Source organism: Thiohalocapsa marina (genome assembly GCF_008632335.1).
GTDB lineage: Bacteria > Pseudomonadota > Gammaproteobacteria > Chromatiales > Chromatiaceae > Thiohalocapsa > Thiohalocapsa marina.
Genome location: NZ_VWXX01000032.1, coordinates 1 through 23,332, shown reverse-complemented (window position 1 = coordinate 23,332; position 23,332 = coordinate 1). Strand labels below are relative to the sequence as shown.

Annotated in this window: 20 protein-coding genes; 16 read left to right on the top strand and 4 right to left on the bottom strand. The window is 65.9% G+C overall.

Annotation, left to right across the window (positions count from 1 at the left end; translation table 11 throughout):
* Positions 1–10: 10 nt before the first annotated feature.
* The 12 genes from F2Q65_RS15565 to F2Q65_RS15510 all read left to right on the top strand — a co-directional run bounded on the left by F2Q65_RS15565 (position 11) and on the right by F2Q65_RS15510 (position 14,144).
* Positions 11–1,432, top strand: a complete 1,422-nt coding sequence (locus F2Q65_RS15565; protein ID WP_150094334.1) for an RtcB family protein — start codon at positions 11–13, stop codon at positions 1,430–1,432.
* Positions 1,433–1,754: 322 nt separating this feature from the next.
* Positions 1,755–2,171 (top strand): nucleoside diphosphate kinase regulator, encoded by a 417-nt coding sequence (gene rnk / locus F2Q65_RS15560; RefSeq protein WP_150094358.1) that lies wholly within the window; start codon positions 1,755–1,757, stop codon positions 2,169–2,171.
* A 21-nt stretch (positions 2,172–2,192) separates the two neighbouring features.
* Complete coding sequence (locus tag F2Q65_RS15555) at positions 2,193–2,552, top strand: hypothetical protein (protein ID WP_150094333.1); 360 nt, start codon at positions 2,193–2,195, stop codon at positions 2,550–2,552.
* A 197-nt stretch (positions 2,553–2,749) separates the two neighbouring features.
* Entirely contained in the window at positions 2,750–3,040 is a 291-nt protein-coding gene (locus tag F2Q65_RS15550) for a hypothetical protein (protein ID WP_150094332.1), read from the top strand.
* Positions 3,041–3,127: 87 nt separating this feature from the next.
* Positions 3,128–3,784 carry a tellurite resistance TerB family protein gene (locus F2Q65_RS15545; RefSeq protein WP_170265770.1) on the top strand — a complete coding sequence of 219 codons (657 nt, stop codon included), beginning with the start codon at positions 3,128–3,130 and terminating at the stop codon, positions 3,782–3,784.
* 380 nt (positions 3,785–4,164) lie between these two features.
* Positions 4,165–5,163, top strand: a complete 999-nt coding sequence (locus tag F2Q65_RS15540) for an HlyD family secretion protein (RefSeq protein WP_246156271.1) — start codon at positions 4,165–4,167, stop codon at positions 5,161–5,163.
* Positions 5,160–7,931, top strand: coding sequence for a ribosome-associated ATPase/putative transporter RbbA (gene rbbA, locus F2Q65_RS15535; protein ID WP_150094330.1), 2,772 nt, complete (start codon positions 5,160–5,162; stop codon positions 7,929–7,931). The genes F2Q65_RS15540 and rbbA overlap by 4 nt, the downstream gene beginning before the upstream one ends.
* A 2-nt stretch (positions 7,932–7,933) precedes the next feature.
* The gene (locus F2Q65_RS15530; protein ID WP_150094329.1) at positions 7,934–9,097 is read left to right on the top strand and encodes an ABC transporter permease; all 1,164 of its coding nucleotides are present in this window, start codon (positions 7,934–7,936) and stop codon (positions 9,095–9,097) included.
* Between the two features lie 323 nt (positions 9,098–9,420).
* Entirely contained in the window at positions 9,421–10,692 is a 1,272-nt protein-coding gene (locus tag F2Q65_RS15525) for a Bcr/CflA family multidrug efflux MFS transporter (protein ID WP_150094328.1), read from the top strand.
* Positions 10,693–11,262: 570 nt separating this feature from the next.
* Complete coding sequence (locus F2Q65_RS15520; protein WP_150094327.1) at positions 11,263–13,020, top strand: MBL fold metallo-hydrolase; 1,758 nt, start codon at positions 11,263–11,265, stop codon at positions 13,018–13,020.
* A gap of 220 nt (positions 13,021–13,240) precedes the next feature.
* Positions 13,241–13,882: a ParA family partition ATPase gene (gene parA, locus F2Q65_RS15515; RefSeq protein WP_150094326.1), complete on the top strand. Its 642-nt coding sequence runs from the start codon at positions 13,241–13,243 to the stop codon at positions 13,880–13,882.
* Positions 13,869–14,144, top strand: coding sequence for a hypothetical protein (locus tag F2Q65_RS15510; protein WP_150094325.1), 276 nt, complete (start codon positions 13,869–13,871; stop codon positions 14,142–14,144). The genes parA and F2Q65_RS15510 overlap by 14 nt, the downstream gene beginning before the upstream one ends.
* A 66-nt stretch (positions 14,145–14,210) precedes the next feature.
* Here the strand turns inward: F2Q65_RS15510 and F2Q65_RS15505 are convergent, their stop codons facing one another.
* Positions 14,211–15,914, bottom strand: a complete 1,704-nt coding sequence (locus F2Q65_RS15505) for an FAD-dependent oxidoreductase (protein WP_150094324.1) — start codon at positions 15,912–15,914, stop codon at positions 14,211–14,213.
* A gap of 245 nt (positions 15,915–16,159) precedes the next feature.
* Between F2Q65_RS15505 and F2Q65_RS15500 the strand changes: the two genes are divergently transcribed.
* On the top strand, positions 16,160–16,756 hold the full coding sequence (locus F2Q65_RS15500; RefSeq protein WP_150094323.1) for a class I SAM-dependent methyltransferase: 597 nt from the start codon (positions 16,160–16,162) through the stop codon (positions 16,754–16,756).
* 7 nt (positions 16,757–16,763) lie between these two features.
* Complete coding sequence (locus F2Q65_RS15495) at positions 16,764–18,941, top strand: putative bifunctional diguanylate cyclase/phosphodiesterase (RefSeq protein WP_150094322.1); 2,178 nt, start codon at positions 16,764–16,766, stop codon at positions 18,939–18,941.
* A 90-nt stretch (positions 18,942–19,031) separates the two neighbouring features.
* On the opposite strand, the gene F2Q65_RS15490 is transcribed toward F2Q65_RS15495, so the two are convergent.
* A complete protein-coding gene (locus tag F2Q65_RS15490; RefSeq protein WP_281291048.1) occupies positions 19,032–20,639 on the bottom strand; it encodes a fused MFS/spermidine synthase in 1,608 nt (535 codons plus the stop codon).
* 201 nt (positions 20,640–20,840) lie between these two features.
* On the opposite strand from F2Q65_RS15490, the gene F2Q65_RS15485 reads away from it, so the two are divergent.
* Positions 20,841–21,038 carry a hypothetical protein gene (locus F2Q65_RS15485; protein WP_150094320.1) on the top strand — a complete coding sequence of 66 codons (198 nt, stop codon included), beginning with the start codon at positions 20,841–20,843 and terminating at the stop codon, positions 21,036–21,038.
* 7 nt (positions 21,039–21,045) lie between these two features.
* Positions 21,046–21,483 carry a YqaA family protein gene (locus F2Q65_RS15480; RefSeq protein WP_150094319.1) on the top strand — a complete coding sequence of 146 codons (438 nt, stop codon included), beginning with the start codon at positions 21,046–21,048 and terminating at the stop codon, positions 21,481–21,483.
* A gap of 39 nt (positions 21,484–21,522) precedes the next feature.
* On the opposite strand, the gene F2Q65_RS15475 is transcribed toward F2Q65_RS15480, so the two are convergent.
* Both F2Q65_RS15475 and F2Q65_RS15470 read right to left on the bottom strand, forming a co-directional pair.
* Positions 21,523–22,614: an alkene reductase gene (locus F2Q65_RS15475; protein WP_246156270.1), complete on the bottom strand. Its 1,092-nt coding sequence runs from the start codon at positions 22,612–22,614 to the stop codon at positions 21,523–21,525.
* 114 nt (positions 22,615–22,728) lie between these two features.
* Positions 22,729–23,031 carry a monooxygenase gene (locus F2Q65_RS15470; RefSeq protein ID WP_150094317.1) on the bottom strand — a complete coding sequence of 101 codons (303 nt, stop codon included), beginning with the start codon at positions 23,029–23,031 and terminating at the stop codon, positions 22,729–22,731.
* Between the last annotated feature and the right edge of the window lie 301 nt (positions 23,032–23,332).

The window sequence follows — 23,332 nt, the reverse complement described above, 5'->3', positions numbered from 1 at the left end:
GCCGTCTGTGATGAAAGGCCTGACCAAGCATAGCGACACCGAATGGCGTATCGAGCCCACCGGCGCGATGCGCGTCCCCGTGGTGATCTTTGCCAGCGAGGCGCTGATCCGCGACATCGACGACAAGGTGATCGAGCAGGCCATCAATGTGGCCGGCCTGCCGGGCATCGTCGGCGCGGCCTATGCGATGCCCGACGCCCATTGGGGCTACGGCTTTCCCATCGGCGGTGTCGGTGCCTTCGATGCGGATGCGGGCGGCATCGTCTCCGGCGGCGGCGTCGGCTTCGACATCTGCTGCGGCGTGCGCACGCTGCATACGGGCCTGGACCGGGCCGCCGTGCTTGCGGTGCAGAAGGAGCTGGCCGATGCGCTCTACTATTCGGTCCCGGTCGGCGTCGGCAGCACAGGCGCCATCCGCCTTGACCACAAGGGTATGGATGCCATGCTCGAGGGCGGCGCCGCCTGGGCCGTCGGCGAGGGGTATGGCCGCCCAGAGGACCTGGCCCGTATCGAAGAGCAGGGGCGCATGGCCGGGGCCGATCCAAGCCAGGTCTCGGACCAGGCCAAGCAGCGCCAGCAGCAGGAGATGGGCACCCTCGGCTCGGGCAACCATTATCTGGAGGTGCAGGCCGTCACCGAGATCTACGATGCGCAGATCGCGGCCGCCTTCGGCCTGCGCATCGACGACGCCATGGTCAGCATCCACTGCGGCTCGCGCGGCCTGGGCCATCAGATCGGCACCGAGTATCTGAAGCGCATGGCCGTGGCGGCGCCCAAGCATGGTATCAATCTGCCCGACCGCGAGCTGGCCTGTGCGCCGATCAAGTCGCAGCTCGGCCAGGCCTATCTCGGCGCCATGCGCGCGGGGATCAACTGCGCCCTGGCCAACCGCCAGATCATCACGCACCTGGCACGCCGGGTCTTCGATGAATTCTTTGGCACCGACCTCGAGCTGCTCTACGACGTCTCGCACAACACCTGCAAGCTCGAGGAGCATGTCGTCGACGGGCGCAGACGCCAGCTCTATGTGCACCGCAAGGGGGCCACGCGCGCCTTCGGGCCGGGCCATCCGGACCTGCCGCCGGACCTGCGCAGGGTCGGGCAGCCCGTGCTCATCGGCGGCACCATGGGCACCGCCTCCTACATCCTGGTGGGCACCGAGCAGGGCATGCAACTGGCCTTCGGCTCCGCCTGCCATGGGGCCGGACGCGCCCTGAGCCGACATGCGGCGACGCGCCGCTGGCATGGACGCGCCGTGCAGGACGAGCTGGCCAGCCGCGGCATCGTCGTGCGCAGTCCGTCCGCACGCGGACTGGCCGAGGAGGCCCCGGGCGCCTACAAGGACGTGAGCGAGGTGGTGCTGGTGGCCGAGCGCGCCGGGCTCGCGCGCCGGGTCGCGCGGCTCGAGCCCCTGCTCTGTATCAAGGGCTGAAGAGGCAGCAAGAGGATGCTGCCCCGAGGTGAAGCTGAACCGCACCAGCGCCAGCAAGAACACCCCCCATGAACCGCGCCAGGCAACGACGTCGATGACCGCGCACGTTTGTCATGGTTGGGTTACCCTGACGTTGATGATCCGATCATGGTGGTCTTCCTGACAGTGGCCCAGGGGGCATGGCGCGAACATGGGCGCCGACGACCCGTCAATGGTACATCTGTCGACGCCGGCGGCGCCTTTCCTGCACGCGTTCGGCGCTTTGCGAAGACCAGCTATCCGGAGCGCAAAACCCGTCCACTCGGAGCAGGCGACCGTCATGATGAAACCAACCCGTCCAGAACTCATTGTCTCCTCCCTGGATGCCGAACGACTGGAGCGGCTGATCGCCGACCTGCCCGACGCCACCTTTCCGGGTAAGGCCGCGCTGGAGGAAGAACTGACCCGAGCGGACATCGTCGCCTCAGAGCAGATGCCGCCGAACGTGGTCAGCATGAACTCTCGGGTCCGCTTCCAGGTCCTCTCCTCCGGGGAGGAGTTCACCCTCACCCTGGTCTATCCACAGGACAGCGACGGGAGTCCCGGCAAGATCTCTATCCTGGCCCCGGTGGGAAGCGCCCTGCTCGGGCTGTCTCAGGGCGATGAAATCGAATGGCCCATGCCCGCTGGTCGCATGCTGCGTGTGCGCGTTGAGGAAGTGATATATCAGCCGGAGCGCGCCGGGGAGTATCACCGCTGAGGCAGGGCATTTCGAGACCGCTTGGAAGCGAACTGCTCGCAGCAGTGGCTGTATCGCTGGTCGTTTCCGGAGATGCTTCGGCAGACCGGCACGATACCAACGACCTGCCCCTGCGGCGGCAGACAACGTCAGGATGCCCTGCAAACCAACAACCTCCTGCCAGCGGATGGTAAGGCGTTGGGGCGGGTTGGGCGCATTCGTTGGGAATCGTCCAGCAAGATCGATACAGCACCGAAGGCTGTCATTAGCGCCAAGAGGCACAAGGGAAATGCTGATTTATTCGGCATTTCCCGTGCGGGGCAGGAGGCCCCGCCATTTTTAGCGGCGCAAGCCGCTGAAAATGAAGCGATTCGGAAACCGCGTTTTCGAATCGCGTGCTGATTTTTGGCCAGGAGGCCAATAAATCAGCGTCTCCCAAGGCGATTGCCCGGGGCTAACCTGACCATCTGCTGACAGCCCTCTACAGCCGTTCGTCAGCGCCATTCCCTTAAGCTGCGGGTGTTCGCATGTCAGCCGGGTTGTTCATAACAACCGCACAAGCGGACCACGCAGGGTTTCATCCAATACGAGGTTTCCAGATGATCAAGCCAGTCTCGCTCTTACTCACCGCCGCTGCACTCACCCTCCCCGTTGGCGCCCAGGCCGATGACGACTTCTACGGTGTCATCGAAAGCCAGCCAACCAACGGCCACATCGGTGAATGGGTCATCGGCGGGCGCACCTTCAGCGCCACCGCCAGAACCCAGATCGACGAGGACGACGGCCCGCTGCTGGTCGGCACCTGCGCCTCGGTGGACTGGGAGGGCGGCATGGTGGAAGAGATCGAAAGCGAAGACGCGTCAGAGTGCGCGCCGGTTTCGGTAAACTGAACCAGGAGAACGCGATCAGGCACAGGCAGGCAGCCTTTGCTGTCGTGCCTGTTGCCCGCGCCACAGAAGCGCAAGGGGGATGCACACGTGTTCGATAGTAAGCGACTGCTCGATGAATTGGTCGGCAGTGGGGCCGCCGGGGGCTTTGCCGGTGGGCTCGCCGGGGGCGCGCTGGCCAGCCTGCTGACCAGCAAGAAACCAGGCAAACAAGCCAAGAAGCTGGCCGGCTCCGCCATCAAGGTCGGCGGTCTGGCGCTGGTCGGCGGTCTTGCCTACAAGGCGTGGCAGAACTACCAGAAAGGGGCCAAAGCGACGCCCGAGGAAGCCTTGCAACCACCCCCCAGCGACAGCGGCTTTCTACCGGCGGCCGCAGATGCGCAGGCCGGCGCCGTACTGAGCCTGCTGCTGGCCAAGGCCATGATTGCCGCCGCCAAGGCCGACGGTCAGATCGACACCGCAGAAAGCCAGGCCATCCTGGAGCAGATCAACGGCCTTGACCTGCCCGCCGAGGACAAGGCCTTCCTGTTCGAGGAATACGGTCGGCCCCTCGACATCGCCGCCTTGGCCGCGGAGGTGCGCACGCCCGAGCACGCCGCAGAGGTCTACACCGCCTCTGCCTGGATGCTCGACCCGCCCTCTCCGCCCGAGCGGTTCTATCTCGACACCCTGGGCCGCGCCCTCGGGCTGGATCCGGCATTGGCCCAGCAGATCGAGGCAACCGTCGCGGCCAGTGGCGCGGAGTGATCGTTGCCGTCAGTGGTGGCGGTCACCGACGCATTAGGGAAGCGCTGATTTATTCAGCATTTCCCGTGCGGGGCAGGAAGCCCCGCCATATTCAGTGGCGGAAGCCACTGAAAATGAAGCGATTCAGCGTTTGACTCTTCCAGGAGTCCATCGGGGATACTCTTATCGCACCTTAAATTCACACGATATAGGGAAGCACTGAGACGGGGCGCGGTGATGTCCGGCGACCTGCGCTAGGCTTGAAGTCGACATCCTCGGTCCGGCCCGGGGAAGGTGACTGCGAGCAAGACAGAGGGCGCGCAATGATGACCCCTAGACAAAGAACCTGGGCACGCCGCTCGGCGAGTCTCTTGATCCTGCTTGTCGGTGCCTTTCTGATCTTGCAGCGACTGGTCCCCAAGGAGATAGAGACTGGATTGGCGAGCGGTAATGGCCGCATCGAGGCCGTCGAAATCGACATCGCCGCCAAGAACGCCGGGCGGGTGCAAGCGGTCTTCGTCCAAGAGGGCGAGCGCGTCTCTGCAGGACAGGTCCTGGCGGTGATGGATACGCGATTGCTCGACGCCCAGCTCCACCAGGCCGAGGCGCAACTCCAGCAGGCGATCAGCGCAGTCGTTACGGCCCACAGCCAGACGGCACAGCGCGAAAGCGACAAGGCTGCCGCAGAGGCATTGCTGGCACAGCGCCAAGTGGAGCTCAAGGTCGCCCGATCGCATCTGGCTCGCTCGATGGCCATTGCCGACAAGGGCTTCATCTCTCCTCAGGTGGTAGACGATGAGCGGGCGCAGGTGGATAGCGCAGAGGCCGCGGTGCGTGCCGCGCTCGCGCAAGTGGTCGCTGCGGAGTCCGCGATCGCCAGCGCACGGGCACAGGTGGCCGGTGCACAATCCTCCGCTGCGGCGGCAGAGGCCAACATCGAGCGCATCCAGGCCGACATCGCCGACGCGACGCTGAGCTCCCCCAGGGACGGACGGGTGCAGTTCATCGTGGCTCGGCCCGGTGAAGTGATCGCTGCGGGCGGGCGCGTGCTCAATCTCGTGGACCTATCCGACGTGTACATGACCTTCTTCCTGCCGACGGCACAGGTGGGCAAGCTGGCCTTGGGCAGCGAGGTGCGCCTGGTGCTGGATGCTGCCCCCGAGTACGTGATCCCGGCACGGCTCTCCTTTATCGCCGATGTGGCACAGTTCACGCCCAAGGCGGTGGAAACGGCTGCAGAGCGGGAGAAGCTGATGTTTCGCGTGCGTGCACAGATTCCGCCCGAGCTTTTGCGGAAATATAGCCAACAGGTCAAGACCGGGCTGCCCGGCATGGCATACGTGCGCCTCGATGCTGCAAGGCCCTGGCCGCCGGAGCTGGAGGTGAAGTTGCCCGAATGAGCGCGCCCGACCCCGCCACTGCGCCGGCCTTCGCGCGGCTGCGTCATGTCAGCCTGCGCTACGGGGGCGCTTTGGCGCTGGACGAGCTGAGTTTGGACTTGCCGTCCGGCTGTATGGTGGGCGTGATCGGGCCAGACGGAGTGGGCAAGTCGAGCCTGTTCTCGCTCATCGCCGGTGCCCGTCGACTGCAGTCGGGCACGGTTGAAGTGCTGGGTGGCGATATCGGCACAAGGGCGCATCGCCAGGCCATCCAGCCGCGCATCGCCTACATGCCCCAGGGCCTGGGCAAGAACCTGTACGAGACCCTGTCCGTCTTCGAGAACGTCGACTTTTTCGGGGGCCTCTTCGGCCATGCCCGTGGTGAGCGCCGGCGACGCATCGCCAGCCTGCTCAGGGCCACCGGCCTTGCGCCGTTCGCCGATCGACCGGCCGGTCACTTATCCGGGGGCATGAAGCAGAAGCTGGGCCTGTGCTGCGCGCTGATCCACGATCCGGGTCTGCTCATCCTCGATGAGCCCACCACGGGCGTCGACCCGCTCTCGCGGCGCCAGTTCTGGCAGTTGATCGACCGTATGCGTGCCCATCGCCCCGGGATGAGCATCCTGATCGCCACCGCCTACATGGAGGAGGCCGCCCGCTTCGACTGGCTGGTCGCGATGAACCGGGGCAAGGTCCTCGCCACCGGCACACCCCAGGCGCTGCTGGCGCAGAGTGGCGGCCGCACATTGGAGGAGGCCTTTATCAGGCTGTTGCCGAGGGAGCAATTGGCAGGCCATCGGCCGATGCAGTCTCGGCCGGGCGCAGCAGCAGAGGATGCGGACACAGCCATCGAGGCCCGCGGCCTCAGCATGCGCTTTGGCGGCTTCACGGCGGTGGACCGGGTCAGCTTTCATATCCGGCGCGGTGAGATCTTCGGTTTCCTCGGCTCCAATGGCTGCGGCAAGACCACCACCATGAAGATGCTCACGGGCCTGTTGCCCGCCAGCGAGGGGGAGGCGTGGCTCTTTGGCCAGCCGGTGGACCCAAAGGACATCGACAGGCGCCGACGCATCGGCTACATGACCCAATCCTTCTCGCTTTACAGCGAGCTGACGGTGCGGCAGAACCTGGTCATCCATGCGCGGCTCTTCGGCATCGCGGAGGAGACCATCGAGCAACGGGTCAAGACGCTCGCAGCACGCTTCGAGCTGTCCGAGGTCATCGACACCTTGCCGCATGCGCTGCCGCTTGGCGGACGTCAGCGCCTCTCGCTTGCGGTCGCCATGATCCATCACCCGGAGGTGCTGATCCTCGACGAGCCCACCTCTGGGGTTGATCCGATCGCGCGCGACGGCTTCTGGCGCATCCTCATCGAGCTGGCCCGCCAGGATAAGGTCACCATCTTCATCTCCACCCACTTCATGCACGAGGCCGAGCGTTGTGACCGGATTTCCCTGATGCATGCGGGGCGGGTGCTGGTCAGCGATGCGCCGACCGCCATCGTGGCCAACCGCGGCGTCATGACCCTCGAGCAGGCGTTCATCAGCCACCTCGAGGACGCCATGCCTGACGATGGTCCCGAGGACGCTAAAGCACCCGAGATGGCGCCGCCCCTTGCTCGGGCGCCAGCAGCCCGGGCCACCGGGGCCAACATCTCAAAGGGTCCGCTCAGCCTGCGCCGACTGTTCAGCTATACCCGACGCGAGCTGCTCGAACTGAGCCGCGATCCCATCCGTCTGTCCCTGGCCGTGCTGGGCAGCGTCCTGCTGATGCTGGTATTGGGCTATGGCATCAACATGGACGTTGAAGACGTGCGCTTTGCGGTACTCGACCGCGATCAGACAACCGCCAGCCGGGACTATGTACTCAACCTGGCCAATTCCCGGTACCTGGTCGAGCAGCCGCCGCTGCAAGACGACGCGGAGATGGACCGGCGCATGCGGGCCGGCGAGATCAACGTGGCGCTCGAGATCCCGCACGGCTTTGCCAGGGATATCGCGCGCGGCAGCCAGGTACAGATCGGCGTCTGGATCGATGGCACCATGCCGGCGCGCGCCGAGACCATAGGGACCTACATGCAGGGCATCCATGACCACTGGCTCGCGGTTCGGGCGCGCGAAACCGACCATACGACGACTGCGGGACCGGCCGCCATGCAAGCGCGCTTTCGGTATAACCCGGACGTGGCGAGCTTGCCGGCCATGGTCCCGGCGGTGATCCCCGTGCTGCTGTTCATGATCCCGGCAGCCATGAGCGCCCTGTCGGTGGTGCGGGAGAAGGAGCTCGGCTCCATCGTCAATCTCTACGTCACACCCGTCAGCCGCCTCGAGTTCCTGCTCGGCAAGCAGATTCCCTACATCGGACTCGGGATGTTCAACTTCCTGCTGTTGACGGGACTGGCAGTCGCCCTGTTCGGCGTGCCGCTCAAGGGCAGTTTTCCCGCACTGGCGCTTGCAGCCTTGCTCTATGTCATGGCCACCACCGCCTTCGGGCTCTTGGTGTCTGCCCTGGTCCGTAGCCAAATCGCCGCCCTGTTCGGGACCCTCGTGCTGAGCATGCCGCCGGTCGTTCAGTTCTCGGGGCTGCTGGAACCGGTCGGCTCTCTGGCGGGTCCGGCTCGGTTCATTGGTGGCCTCTTCCCCACCAGCCATTTCCTGACCATTGCCCGCGGTACCTTCTCCAAAGGGCTGGCCTTCGCGGACCTTCAGGCGGCCTTCGTACCGCTGGCACTGTCCGTCCCCATTCTCATCGGCCTCGGCACCCTGCTGCTCAGAAAGCAGGCGCGTTAGGCATGCGGGTGGCCCGAAACATCCTCTATCTGGGCATCAAGGAGCTGCGCAGCCTGATGCGCGACCCCATCCTGTTGCTGCTGATCGCATTCGCCCTGACGCTCAATATCTATTCTGCGGCAAAGGCGATGCCGGAAACCCTGAACAAGGCGCCGATCGCCATCGTCGACGAGGATCAGTCTGCGCTCTCCGCGCGCATCAGGGATGCCTTCTACCCGCCCTCTTTCTTGCCCCCGGTCTTGATCAGCCCAGCCGAAATGGATGCACGGATGGACGCCGGGCTCGACACCTTCGCGCTGATGATCCCCCCGGACTTCGAGCGCGACGTGCTCGCCGGTCGCCGTCCCGAGGTGCAGCTCAACATCGATGCGACACGCATGAGCCAGGCCTTCACGGGTGCCAATTATGTGCAGGCGATCGTGTCGGCGGAGGTGAATGGCTTCGTACAGCGCCACAGCGCCAAAGCAGGGCCGAAGATAGGGCTGGCGGTGAGGACGGCATTCAACCCGGAACTGAACAGGATCTGGTACGGCGCCGTCATGGAGATCGTCAGCGCCATTACCATGCTGGCCGTCGTGCTCACCGGTGCGGCCTTGATCCGCGAGCGCGAGCACGGGACGGTGGAGCACCTGCTGGCGATGCCTGTGACACCCTTCGAGATCATGGCCAGCAAGGTCTGGGCCATGGCGCTGGTTGTGCTGGTCGTCTCGGCCTTGTCGCTGAGCCTCCTCGTGCGCGGTGTGCTTGCGGTCCCGATCCAGGGCTCGCTGGCGCTGTTCTTCGCCGGCACGGCCCTGCATCTGTTCGCCACCACGGCCCTCGGCATCTTCCTGGCCACCATCGCCCGCTCCATGCCGCAATTCGCGCTCTTGCTGTTCATGACACTGCTGCCCATGCAGATCCTCTCGGGGGCGGGGGGAATCCTCCGCGCTCAGGCATTCTCCTCCGGCGGGCTGAAACAGCATGAAGGCATGGCCGGTATCATCGATGTCATCATGCAGGCGGCGCCGACCACGCACTTTGTCGAGATCTCCCAGGCGATCCTGTTTCGCGGGGCCGGACTCGATGTGGTCTGGCCACAATTCCTGAGCCTGGCAGGCATCGGGGCCATCCTGTTCGTGCTCTCTCTGGCGCGCTTCCGCAAGACCCTGGCGATGATGGCCTGAATCGGTCAGCGCCCAGGCGTCACCGCAGCGCTCTCGGTTGCGCCTTGACCAGCCCTTTGGCGCTCGCTAGCCTCTCGTCCTGACGTCGCCTGGGGCTCGCAGAAGCGGTTGAATGTCCTATCCGTCCACGAGCGGCTTGCCGGTATAGGCCCAGCGAAACGGCCTGGCCAGCTGGTCGTTGAAGAACTCGATGAAGTAGGCGAGTTTCTCATGGAGATCATCGACGGAGAGGAACAGGACCGTGACAAATCAGCGGCCTCGGACGGGCGGCGGCCGCCACACTACACGTGCCGGGCCAGTAACCCGGACTGCACGCAATCGTCTTGAACATCAGCGCCATCCCTCCCCTGACCAGACAGACCGCCATCCACCCTGCACGGCTGCTCGCGCTCGGCGCGCTGGCGGCCCTGACGCCCTTTGCCATCGACCTGTATCTGCCGAGCCTGCCGACCCTCGCCCGCGACCTCGACAGCGACATTCGCCTTGCACAGCTCAGCGTGACGCTGTACCTGGGGCTGTTTGCGACGGCGCAATTGATCCTGGGGCCATTGTCCGATGTGCATGGCCGCCGACGGCTGATCATCGGCGGACTGGCGCTGTTTGCCCTCGGCGGGCTCGGCTGCGCGCTGGCACCCTCGATGCCGCTGTTGTTGCTCGGCCGCGGCCTGCAGGCGATCGGCGGCGCGGCCATCGCCGTCACTGTCCCGGCGTTGGTGCGCGATTGCTTCGAACGCGACGAATATGCGCGGGTGATGACGCTGGTGATGCTGGTGATGGGCCTGGCGCCCTTGATCGCGCCCAGCCTGGGCGCGCTGGTGCTGCTGGTGGCGTCCTGGCGCTGGGTGTTTGCCCTGTTGCTCCTGATCACGCTGGCCACGGCCGTGCTCTTCCTGCGCGTCGTCCCGGAGACCCTGCCCCCGGCGCAGCGCTCGCCGCACCTCGCCGGGCAACTGCGCCAGTACGGGCGCATCCTGCGGCATCGCCAGGCATTGGCCTCTCTGGCGACCGCCTCGGCGAGCTTTGCCGGCATGATGAGTTTCATCGTCGCCTCGCCCTTCGTCTACATCGAACTGCATGCGATACCGGCGGCGGTCTTCGGCCCACTGTTCGGCGCCAATATCGCCGCGGCGCTGCTGGTGTCGTTCATGAACGCACGGCTGATCCCGCGGGTCGGCGCCGAGGCGCTGCTGCGGGTCGGGATCGGCGTGCAGGGGGTCGCCGCGCTGCTGCTGCTCGCACTGACGCTGCTCCACGAGCCAAGCCTGTGGCTGCTCGCGCCCGCCGCCGGGCTCTATCTGGCCATGTCCGGACTGGTGATGGGCAACGCCATGGCCGGATTCATGGCGGACTTTCCGGGGCTGGCGGGCACCGCCTCGGCCTTTGGCGGTGCGGCGCGCTTCGGCGCCGGCGCCCTCAGCGGCTCGCTCATCAGCCTGCTGCACGACGGCACCGCCACACCCTTGCTGCTGGGCATCGGCGTAAGCGGGCTGATCGCCGTCAGCGCCTACCTGCTGGCGGCGATGAGCAGACGCCGTCGTGGTCACGGGCATGAGGCCCGGGCAAGACAAGGGGCCGGCCCACGTCCGAACGACTGATGCGGGCATTCCGCACGAAGATTGCGCTCGCCTTGGGCCACGCGGCGTGCAACCTCGCGCTCCCGCCGGGTGAGACTCGCCAAGCTCCAGACGGATTGCATGCAGCCGCAGCATCGCCGCCGTGATTGCGAGCAGACTGGCAAGGGTGTAGCCAAGCAGGGTGGGCAGCACGGGGCGCAGCGCCAGCAACAGGAAGGCGAGCGTCAGGACCGGGCCAGCCCCGCACCAGAGATCGAGCGCGAGCGTGCGCTGACGAAACAGCACCGCCCAAAGCGCGACGGAAATAAAGAAGTTGAGAGCACCGACGAACAGGAAGCCGTGCCGGCATCGAAGATCATCGCCCCGCCACGACCCGCCCTCCAACATACCCCGATATCAGGCACTTGTCCTGCATCAACTTCGTGCCCGGTTGGCCCTTTGGTGGCATGGCCACGGATTCACTGTCGTTCTAAGCTCCGAATAGCGATCGTCCGGGCGGGATCACGCCAACGGACGGGCTCGGCGACACGGATACCGCACGGCGAAGGCACCGCGCACGATCTCGATTCACTGTAGCTGGTGGAGCAACGCATGACCATGACCGATTCCTCAAGCCACTCCGCCGAGCGGAGCGACGCCTACAGCGAGAATCTCGAATGCACGCAGACCGGATTGACGAGACGCGAGGCATTGAAGCGCTCAGGGCTGGCCTTGGGCAGTCTGGTGTTCGGAGGGACGGCACTCAAGTTGTTCGCCGACGACATGCAGCAAGGCAACACCTGCCCGGTATGCGATCCATTGGATTGCGAGGACAAGCCGCCCTGCGACTGGGGAAGCCTTCTCAAGGCACGTCGCTACCGGTACTTCGATCATTTACCGCCGTTTTTTCCGTTCAGTCGCACGACCGCAACGACGATCCAGCCCCTGCATGAGAACGAGCTGCGGATCACCTTCATGGGGTCATCGATCCCGCCGAATCTGCGCCAGGCACAGCAGATGATGAGCATCTTCGTCGAGGTTGGTTGGGATCCCGGCACGCAACAACCGAAAGACCAGTTCGTCTTTGACTGCGGCTCTGGCGTCTGCACCAACTACAACAACATGAACGTGGGCTTCGGGCGCATGAACAAGGTGTTCCTGACCCATCTGCATGGCGACCACATGAGTGACTTGACCCATATCTATTGCTTCGGTCCATCGTCCGATCGCAAGTCGCCGTTGTTCGTCTGGGGCCCCGGACCTTCTGACGTTGAAAGTCCAACTAATTCCGGTATTTACTACGACGATGGCACGAACGCATTTTGCCGGCACCTGCGAGCGGCCTGCCGCTGGCACACAGAAAGCTTTGGCTTTCAGACCACCAGTTACAGCGCCTATGATCCTGCGACCCCATACACCTGGGGACTACCTTGTGAGCCAGTCCCTGTCGGCGACGGCGATCCCGCACACGATGACCCCATTGACGATGCCTATGCCATGATCCCCATCGAACTGAAGGTGGTGGACTATGACCCGGATGACAATGTGGCCTATGACAACGCCGAGACCGGGGTGAAGATCACCTACTTTCCGGTGATTCACGCCCGCAAGGGCTCCATCGGCTACAAACTGGAATGGCGCACGCCGAGTGGCGAGACCCTGAGCATGATCTACACGGGCGACACCAAGCCTGAGCAACTCAGTGTGGATGCAGCATGCAACAACGGCGATGGCGTCGACGTCTTTATCCACGAGATGGGCGTGCCGGCGCAGATCTGGGCCATGAAGAACACGAACGCCACGACGCCGCCGGATGAGCACAGCGCAAGTGTGCAGCAAATGCTCATGGTGCAGAACAGCTCCCATAGTCCCCAGGGCGCGTTCGGCTATGTTCTCAGTCAAATCACCCCCCTGCCGCGCCTGACCGTCGCGACGCACTTCCCGACCTCCGACGACACGGTGGCCTGCGCGCTGAAGAGCGTTCGGCAGCATGTGGATGTTGTGCAGGGCAATGAGCATCCGTGGTTGCGGGAAAAACCACGCATTCGCACCAAACACAGACGATGCTGGAACCTCCCCCGGATCACCTGGTCTTTCGATCTCATGGTCATTTCAGTCACGCCGAACCAGATCGTCGAGAAAAAAGGCGTGGTCCCTGAAATCGGCAATGTTGCAACCTATCAGCCGCCTCCGGGAACCGTCTATCCCGACGGGAGCCCGATACCCTATGGCTTCAATGCGCCCAAATACGGCAGTCTGGATGACAATGGTTTCCCAGTCGGCGATCCTTACGCCCAGATCGACACCACGACACAATATTGCCCTTGCGATGAGTACGGAAACTGCAATTACCGCGAGGACGGCTATTGAGTCGCCCTCTGTGGACACGCTGATCGACTGGCCGCCCTGATCCGATCCAGGCCAAAATCAGCATTTTCCTCAGGGGGAGCCGGAAGCGACGAACCGGCTGGAACCCGGCAGGCGTGCCAGCCTGACCCGCGGGCTTGGGGCTAGATGAAGATTGCGCGGCACAACGATATGCTATGCCCAAGGAATTGGCTGGGCGCAAAGAGCAATACCGGGTGAATCCATGAGCATCATCGCCGTCGTCGGCAACAAGGGCGGGACCGGCAAGACCACGCTGGCGCTGAACCTGGCCACCGGGCTGGGTCGCAGCGGCGATGCCGTGATCATCATCGATGCCGACCCGCAGCAGTCGGCCTACCAGTGGCGACTGACTGGCGCCGACGACAACGGCGTGCCGGCCGTGGTCGCCGCCGCCATCGGCCTGGACAAGACCGTGCGGGCGCTGGTGGCCGCCCATGCCCATGTGGTCATCGACTGCCCGCCGTCGATCAAGGCGCCCCAGGCGGAGCAGGCCCTGCGCCTGGCACAGATCGCCCTGGTGCCGGTCCAGCCCTCGCCCATGGACCTCTGGGCCACCACCCATATCGCCCGGGTCATCGAGCAACTGCGCCCGGACAATCCACGGCTTGCAGCCCACATCGTCATGAGCCAGCTGGAGCCCCGCACGACCTTGTCGCGGCTGATGCCCGAGGCCGCCGCCGAGCTGGACCTGCCCGTGGCCCGCACCGGCATCCGCCGCCGCTCCATCCACCGCCACTGCGCCCTGGACGGTCGCAGCGTCTACCAGGCCGGCAAACGCGGCGCGGAGGCCGCCGCCGAGATCGACGATCTGATTGCGGAGATCATCCCCCATGACCGACCCTAAGCGCACCAGTACCCGCCTGCTGCAGTCCATTCGCCAGGCCAAGGAGACCGACGCCGCGCCCGCAGACCCCGCAGCACAGGGCACAGCCGCGCGCAAGCCCGCAACCGACAAGGCCGCCCCAAGGCGCAGCCCGCGAGCAACACCGAAACCGGCCGCGGGCGTTGCGGCCAGTCGCCATCGGCTCGCGCCCGTCATCGCTCCACCCCCGTCTCATGCCGACGCCGACCCCTTCAGTCGCGGCGGGCGGGTCTGGCCGGACTGAGGGAAGCGCTGATTGATTCGGCGCTTCCCGTGCGGGGCAGGAAGCCCCGGCGGATCGGGGCGGCCGTCACTTCTCCCGCGCGTAGGGCCAGGCCATGATGCCGCCCTCCATCACCCTGACGTTGCGCCAGCCGTTGGCCTGCAGGATGGCGGCGGCCTCGTATCCGCGCAGCGAGATCTTGCAGTACAGGATGATCTCCGTGTCCTTGTCTTCCGGCAGTTCGTCAAGCCGGGCGCGCAGGGTGCCCAGCGGGATGAGTCGCTCGCCGATCCCCAGGCGCATGTCCTCGAACTCCTGCGGGCTGCGCGTGTCCAGCACGAAGCAGTCCGCGCCGGTGTCCGCCCGCTGCTTGACCTCGCTGGCCGACAGACCGCACATGCGACCCTTGAGCTTGTTGTCCAGCACATGGGCGGCAACGATGGTGTGGTCCAGCGCAAGGGAATACGGCGGCGCGTAGGGCAGATCGGCGTTGGTCATGTCTTCCACCGTCAGGCCGCCGCGGATGGCCATGGCCACCGTGGCCACGCGCTTGCTCACGTCGCCCGGGCCGATGCAATGATAGCCAATGATGCGGCCGGTGGCGCGCTCGGCAACCAGCTTGCTGATCAGCAGCTTGCCCTGCATGAAGACCGGGATGTCCAGCCCGGAGATGGTGGCACTCTCGATGTCGTCCAGCCCCTGCTCGCGGGCCTTGTGCACGGAGAGGCCGGTGAAGCCGACGCTGTAGTCGAAGATCTTGCAGATGCCGGTCTGGGTGATGCCCGGAAAGCGTGCACTTCCGGGATCGATCAGGTTCTGGCCGGCCACCCGGCCCTGCAGGTTGGCGATGTCGCCGTATGGGGCGCGCAGCGACTTGCCAGTGATCAGCGAGGTGCATTCGACGCAATCGCCGACGGCGTAGATGTCCGGGTCCGAGGTCTGCATGTATTCGTTGACCCGGATACCACCCTCGCTGCCGATCTCGAGGCCCGCCCGCCGGGCCAGCCCGATGTTGGGTCGCACGCCCACGGCGATCACGGCAGACTGACACGGCAGCTCGGTGCCGTTCTCGAGCTTCACGCCGACCAGCCGACCCTCTTCGCCCAGGAACTCGGCCACGCCGTTGCCGACGATGATGTCCGGGCCGTTGGCGCGCACGTGGTTCTCTACCAGCTTGGCCAGGTCCGGGTCCAGAAACGGCAGGATCTGGCCGGTCTTCTCGATCACGGTGGTATCGATGCCCGCCAGCCGCAGGGCCTCGCAGACCTCGAAGCCGATCAGACCGCCGCCGACCACCACCGCCTTTCGCACCTGCCTGGCATCACGCATGGCACGCAAGGCATCGGCGTCGGCCATGGAGTGCAGCGTCTGCACACCGTCGAGCTCGCTGCCGGGGGCGTTCGGGCACATCGGCGTGGCGCCGGTGGCGATCACCAGCCGGTCGTAGTGCAGCGTCTGCCGCTCATCGCTCGGCAGATGCTTGATGGTGACGGTCTTGGCCTCGCGATCGATGGCCAGGGCCTCGGTCTCCACCCGCGCCTCGATGGCCTTGGCCTTGCCATAGAAGGCCGAGTCACGCACCACACCTGCCGGTGTGCAGATCAGCAGGTTGCGGTCGTCGAAGGTGCCGCCGACATAGTAGGGGAAGCCACAGGAGGCCATGGAGAGCTCCTTCTCGCGCTGCACCAGCATGATCTCGGCGTGCTCGTCCATGCGACGGGCCTTGGCGGCGGCCTTGGGTCCGGCGGCCGAACCACCGATAACCAGGATGCGTAGCGGCTGTGATGACATGACAGTCTCCTGCTTGCGGGTTGAAGGTCGGGGGACCGGGCCGCCGGCGATACAGTCGGCGATCAGGCGGCGCGCTGTCCCGAGCCCCCAGTGTGTGCTTGTGCAAGCCGCTGCGAATTGAACTTGCGCAACACTGCCCCGCATCTCGCTGACCTGGGTCAAGCGCGCCGAAGGATGCAGCCGATGGCCGATCGGCGGTATGCTTTCAACAGGATGGCAAAATTCAACAGCGAGCACGACCGCCGATGTGGGACCAACGTTTCGACCGCGAAGACTATCTGTACGGCACCGAGCCGAGTCAGTTCCTGGTGGCGCAGTCCGAGTGGCTGCACCCAGGACAGCGGGCGCTGGCCATTGCCGAGGGCGAGGGGCGCAATGCGGTCTATCTGGCCGAGCGCGGGCTGCAGGTCACGGCCGTGGACAGTTCCCGGATCGCCTTGGCCAAGGCACGCACCCTGGCCGAGAACCGCGCGGTACAGGTCGACTTCCGGCATTCCGACCTGCAGCACTGGCACTGGGCGCCCGCGGCCTATGACCTGGTGACGGCCATCTTCATCCAGTTCGCCGAGCCGGCCCTGCGCAGCGCCATTTTCGCCGGCATGCAGCAGACACTGGCGCCGGGCGGCCTGCTGCTGTTGCACGGTTTCACGCCGGCCCAGCTGGCCTACGGTACCGGCGGTCCGCCCTGCGCCGAACTGCTCTACACGCCGGAGCTGTTGCAGGAGGCCTTCGCCGACCTGGAGATCCTGCGGCTGGAGTCCTATGAGCAGACCCTGCAGGAGGGCGTCGGCCATGCAGGGCCGGCGGCGCTGATCGACCTCGTGGCGCGCAAGCCGCTGTGAGCCGTGCATGACCAATGCGCCGACGCCGAAGCCCGGCGCCGATCCGCCTTCGGTAGCCCCTGCGCTGCCCTCGGCCTCGGCAGGCGGCACCGGCCCCGAGCCGGCCCTGCAGGCGCTGCTCGACGCCCTGCCGGAAGCGGCCTTCCTGATGGCCCCGGACGGTACCCTTCTCGCCCTCAACCAGTCCTTGGCGGAGCGCAAGGGCCGGCCCCGCGCGGAGATGCTGGGTACCAATGTGTTCGACCTGCTCGATGCGTCAACCCTCAGCCCCTGTCGCAAGGCCGTGGAACAGGTGCTGGAGACGGGCCAATCGCTGCAGTTCGAGGATGAGTCACAAGGCCGCACCTTAGTCCACTCGCTCAAGCCGGTCCTTGATGACCAGGGTCGGGTCATCCAGATCGCCGTCTTCGGCGCCGACAACACCGAGCGCCGGCAAATCGAACGGCAACTGCAGGAGAGCGAGAGCCGCTTTCGCACCCTGTTCGAGCAGAGCCAGCAGGCCACGCTGCTGATCGAAGACGGCCACATCAGCGCCGCCAACCGCGCCGCACTGCGGATGCTGCGCCTGGACAGCCCCGCGCAGCTGCTCGGCCGCTCAGTCGTCGAGCTCTCGCCGGCCGTGCAGCCGGACGGCCGCCCCTCTGCCGAGAAGGCAGCGGAGTTGACCCGTCTCGCCCTGGCGCAGGGCAGCTGCACCTTCGAGTGGCAGCATCTGCGCGCCGATGGCCAGTCCTTTCCCGCCCAGGTGCTGGTCACGCGCATCCGTCACCAGGGTAAGGAGCTGCTGCACAACGTCTGGCAAGACCTCACCGAGCAAAAGCGCGCACGCGAACGCATCGACTACCTTGCCTACCACGACACCCTCACCGCCCTGCCCAACCGGGTACTGGGGCAGCAACAGCTTGCGCACGCGCTGGCCGCCGCCAGTCGTCAGTGTGCCGGTCTCGCCGTGCTGTCACTCGACCTGGAGAAGTTCAAGGACGTCAACGACAGCCACGGCCATGCCGTGGGCGACCGCCTGCTGCAGGCCGTGGCCCGGCGTCTGACGCAGACGCTACGGAGCGAGGATCATGTGTGGCGTCTGTCCGGCGACGAATTCATGGTCATCGTAGCCAACTTGCCGGCCACCAATGCAGCATCACAGGCCAGCGCCGTCTGCCACCGGCTGCTGGCGCATCTGGTCGCGCCCTATGATCTGGGCAGCGTACAACTCGCCCCCCACTTCGCCGTCGGCGTAGCGGTCTATCCCCGGGACGGCCGCGAGGCCGAGACCCTGATGCGCAATGCCAACACGGCGCTGCGTGCCGCCAAGGAGTCCGGACAGCATGGCTACTGCCTGTTCGAGCCCAGCCTGGGGGCGGCGCTGAACCAGTACGTGGCCACCCGCGAGGCCCTGCAGACCGCGCTGGAACAGGACGGGCTGGAGCTGCACTACCAACCCCAGGTCGACCTGCGCAGCGGACAGGTCCTGGGTGTGGAGGCCCTGCTGCGCTGCCGGCAACAGGGCGATGAACTGATGGTACCCGGGGCCTTCATCGGCGCCGCGGAAGAGAGCGGGCTGATCGTGCCCATGGGGCGCTGGGTGCTGCGGGAGGCCTGCCGCCAGACCGCAGCCTGGCAAGCCGCCGGACTCAAGGACCTGACAATGGCGGTGAATCTGTCTGCGGTGCAGTTCCGCCATCCGGAGCTGATGACGGACGTCTTCGATGCCCTTGCCGGCAACGGCCTCGACCCCGGCTGCCTGGAACTGGAACTGACCGAGTCCCTGCTGCTACAGAACGCAGCGCTGGTGCAGCAAACGGTCAGGAGCTGGAAGGCCAGGGGCATCCGCCTGGCCATCGACGACTTCGGCACCGGCTACTCCAGCCTGGCGTATCTGAAGCATTTCAAGGTCGACAAGCTCAAGATCGACCGTTCGTTCATCATCGACATCCTCCAGGACGAACAGGCCCGCGCCATCGTCCAGGCCATGATCCAGATGGCCCGCAGCCTCGACCTGCGAACCATCGCCGAGGGGGTGGAAGCCGTCTCCCTGGCGGAACAGCTCCGCATCATGGGCTGCGACGAGGCCCAGGGGTTCCTCTACGCCAGACCGCTGCCGGCGCAGGCGCTGTTCGCATGGATGCAGCAACGCGCCGAAGATGCACGCCTACCAGCCGCCGGCCATCGCCGACGGGATGATTGAAGCTCCGCCCAGTAACCCAGACCAGACCCCCAACCAGCGCAAGGCGCCCGCGTTCAGGGCGCTGCGGCGCGGGCTGTGGCCGTCGCCGGGTCAGTGGCTGTTGCCGATCAGCAGGTCGGCAATCAGGCGCTCAACCGGTGCGTAGTCATCGGTCAGCACCGGCAAAGCCGCGGGCGGGGTGCCGAAGGCAAGGATGTCCTCGGTCATGCGGGTCCAGCGCCGGGCCGGACCCGTGCGAGACTGCACGGTCTTCGGCAATTGCTCGCCGTTGGTGGCGCTGATCACGAAGGTCACCCGCGGATGCTCCGGCACCCCCTGCATCCACAGGTCCACCTGGGCGAACGCGGTCTGCAGTGTCCGGGTGATGGCCTTGATCAGGCGCGGGTCCGGAAAGCTGTCGACCACGTTCATCAGGTAGAGGCCGTCGGGAGTCAGTCGCTCGCGCACCAGGGCCGCGAACTCACGGGTCACCAGGTGCGGCGGGATGGCGACATCGTGGAAGACATCGCCCACGATCACATCGAAGCGCCCCGCCGGCTGCGCGTGCAGGGCGAGGCGCGCATCGCGGTGGATGATCTCCATGGACTCCGGCCGCAGGAACAGCGATTCCGTCGCCAGCAGGGTCACCTGGGGGTCGAGCTCGGCGACGACGATCTCGGCGCGCGGACTCAGGGCGGTGAGCGCCCGCGGTTGACTGTAGGCACCGCCGCCGGCGAAGAACCAGCGCAAGCCATCGTCGTAGTCCGGGCCGAAATGGGCGTAGGCCAGCTCGTCGATCGCGTGCACATAGGGGGCAATCAGCAGCGCCGGGTCCTGGCGATGATTGATCCCGTGCAGCAGATGATCCAGCACCAGGCCGCGCGCCTCGCCGAAGGGCGCCAGGGTGCTCTGATCCACGACCCGCAGGCAGAAGTAGCTGCTCTCGCGGTCGCAGCTGCCGGCCAGCGCGGCGCGCAGCCCCAGCCCGCCGCTCAGCAGCACCAGCAGGCCGATCGGCAACCAGAACGCCCGCCGCAGCCCGCGCAGGAAGGGCAGCGCCAGCGCGATCAGCAACAGGGCGCAGACCAGCACCACGGTGCGCGAGCCAAGCCACTGCACCAGCACCCAGCCGGCCGCGAAGGTGCCGAGGATGCTGCCAACCGCGGCCAGCGCATGCATGCGCCCGACCACATGCCCGGCGCGGCTGTCCAGGCGCAGCGCCAGGGTGGTCAACAGCGGGGTCACGACACCGATCAGCGCCGCCGGGATGAAGAACAGCGCGGCCGCGAAGCCGAAGCTCGCGCTCAGCAGGCTGATGCCGCCTTGCTGCAACGCCGCCCCGAGGGGATCGAGCAGCAGCAGGCTCAACAGGCCATAGACCCCGGCGAGCAGCAACACCAGCCCGACGCTGCGCCCGTTGCCACCGCGATCCGCCCAGTGGCCGCCGAGCCAGTTGCCCAGGGACAGGCCGGCAAGGATCACGCCGATGATCGAGGTCCAGGTGTACAAGGAGACGCCCACATAGGGCGCGGCGAGTCGTCCGGCGACGATCTCGAGCACCAGCAACAATGCCGAGCTGAGAAAGACGGTGGCGCCGTAGCCGAACAGCCGCCATCTGGCCTGATGGCCCGACCTCTGGCCCGACCTCTGGCCCGACCTCTGGCCCGACCTCTGGCCCGACCTCTGGCCCGACAGCTGATCTGAAACCTGGTCCGACATCGCGGGAGAGTCCTGTTGCATGCACCTGCTGGCGTCAAGGCACCATCATACAGGCATGGACGCGCTTCAGGGCCTGCGTCAGGGCCTGCGTCAGGGCATGAATCGCCACCCTGCAGCCGGCACCACCCCCTTGCGTCGTGACCGTGATGTCTTTGACACTACCCCACCGGACGCAGGCCACCTCCGCGACACCATTGGCCCATGATCGCAACAGAGCACAGGCTACCCTTGCCCCCGCCAGGCGCACCAACAACCGGCGACTGCGCCGGCGGCGTGGAACTGGAGCTCGGCGCCCTCAAGCTGGAGACACTGGCGGACAGCGTCACTGCGTATCTGGAAGGCGCGATGCAGCGCCGCCTGTTCCACACCCTCGCGACGGCCGCCGGGCCGCGGACCTGAGGGCACCGTGGTAGAAAGCTATCTTGGCCTGTTCGCGGTGGCCTTCCTCGCGGCCACCCTCCTGCCTGCCTACTCCGAGGTCCTGTTCGCCGGCCTCCTCGCCGCCGGTCACGACCCCCTGTGGCTCTGGGCCTGGGCCACGGCGGGCAACACCCTGGGAGCGGCGGTGAACTGGATGCTGGGCCGCTACCTGCTGCACTTCCAGCACCGGCGCTGGTTCCCCTTCAAGCCCGGCACCCTGGGTCCGGCCCAGCGCTGGTTCCAGCGCTACGGGGTCTGGTCCCTCCTGCTGGCCTGGGCACCGGTGGTCGGCGACGCGCTGACCTTCATCGCCGGCTTCATGCGCGTGCGCTTCGCTGTCTTCCTCATCCTGACCGCCGCCGGCAAGGGCATCCGCTACGCCATGGTCCTGGCCCTGGTACAGGGCGTCGGCATTACCCTTTGAGGTCGTTCGGTGTGCTTCTCCGGCGTAATGAACGGGATTTTATGCCTCGGCCAGGGTCGGATAGTTGGTGTAGCCTTCGGCGCCGCCGCCATAGAAGGTGGCGGGATCCGGGGTGTTGTAGGGTCCGCCGGCGGCGATGCGCTCGGGCAGGTCCGGGTTGGCGAGATAGAGTCGGCCAAAGGCGATGAGGTCGGCGTCGCCGGCGGCGATGGCCGCGCGGGCGCGCTCGGGGTCGTAGGCGCCGTTCAGCATGCGCACGCCGGTGAAATTGGGGCGAATGAAGGGCAGCATACGGTCCATCTGGGGCGCGGCGCCTGCCATCACGTCGGTGTCGGCCACATGCAGATAGGCGATACCGAGGCTGTTCAGATGAGCCGCCACATGGCCGTGGGTCTCGGCCGGATCCGCATCGGCCATGCCGTTGAGGCTGAACAGCGGTGACAGCCTCACGCCGACGCGGCCGGCGGGCACCTCGCCGAGCACGGCGTCCATGACCTCGAACAGCAGACGACAGCGGCCGGCCAAGTCACCACCATAGGCGTCATCACGACAGTTGGTGTTGCTGGCCAGGAACTGATGCAGCAAGTAGCCGTTGGCGCCATGCACCTCGACACCGTCGAAGCCGGCCGCCATGGCATTGCGGGCGGCGGTCGCATAATCGGCGACGGTGGCGCGGATCTCGTCGAGGGTCATGGCGCGCGGCGGCGAGACCGGCGCCTTGTCGCCCCGACCCTCGGCGTCGACCAGAAAGACCGCGCAGTCGTCGCACTCCACGGCCGATGGCGCCGCGGGCGGCTGCCCCGGATGCAGCGATTCATGCGACATGCGCCCGCAGTGCCAGAGCTGCAGCAGGATACGGCCACCAGCGGCGTGCACGGCATCTGTGACCAGACGCCAGCCGGCGATCTGCGCATCGGTGAATATGCCGGGCGTCAGGGCATAGCCCTTGGCGATGGGGGAGATGTTGGTGGCCTCGGAGATGATCAGCCCGGCGCTGGCGCGCTGGGCATAGTATTCAGCCATCATCGGCGTCGGCACGTCGCCGGGCTGGGCGGCGCGGGAACGGGTCAGCGGCGCCAGCACGATACGGTTCGGCAGGCTCAGCTCGCCCACCTGGAGGGGTGAAAACATGGGGTCTGATGCTGGTGTGTGGGACATGGTGAATGACCTTTCTTGTGTCTATGAGGCAGATACTGTATGCCAAGGGAGACGCTTGCCGGGCGCAACGCCCGGCCATATGCCGCTTCACAGGGGGGCATTTGTGTCCTTCGATAGCGGCAGGTTGACATCGAACAGCCGCGCGCGGATCTGTGTGACCCCTAGCCCGTTCAGTCGTGCGGTATGTTTTTCAAGGTAGGCCTGAGCGCTTGCTGGGTCCTGGAACAGATAGATACCCCCGGCCTGCTGTTCTTGCGCATTCTCGGTCCAGATCTTCCAGATCAGTCCGGGCTCTTCGGCGATGGAGGCCGCCAGTTCTGCCAGTTGCGCCGTCATGGCATCGCCAAAGGGCCCCTGAAAGGGAAAATCGATCTGCAGCAGTGTTGTCATGATTCAGTCCTCTTGTACCCATTTGCAATGCAGTGCAATCGCATCACGGATTGCTAATATCGGGGGAATTTGAGAATCACGCCTCATGAGGATACTCCAGTTGGCAAGAGGGGCCTTGATCATCGCGCCGGCCGGTAGCCGGGAGGGTGGACAGGCCGGTAGGGTAATGGAATGGTCCGCCCCGCTCCTCCAACGCGCCCAGAGCGGGCACAATGAGCGATGGACTTGAAGCATCGTCAACCGAGGTAGCGGAGCAGACCAATGACAGAGCGTAGCAAAGAACAGCCGATCACGTTCGTTG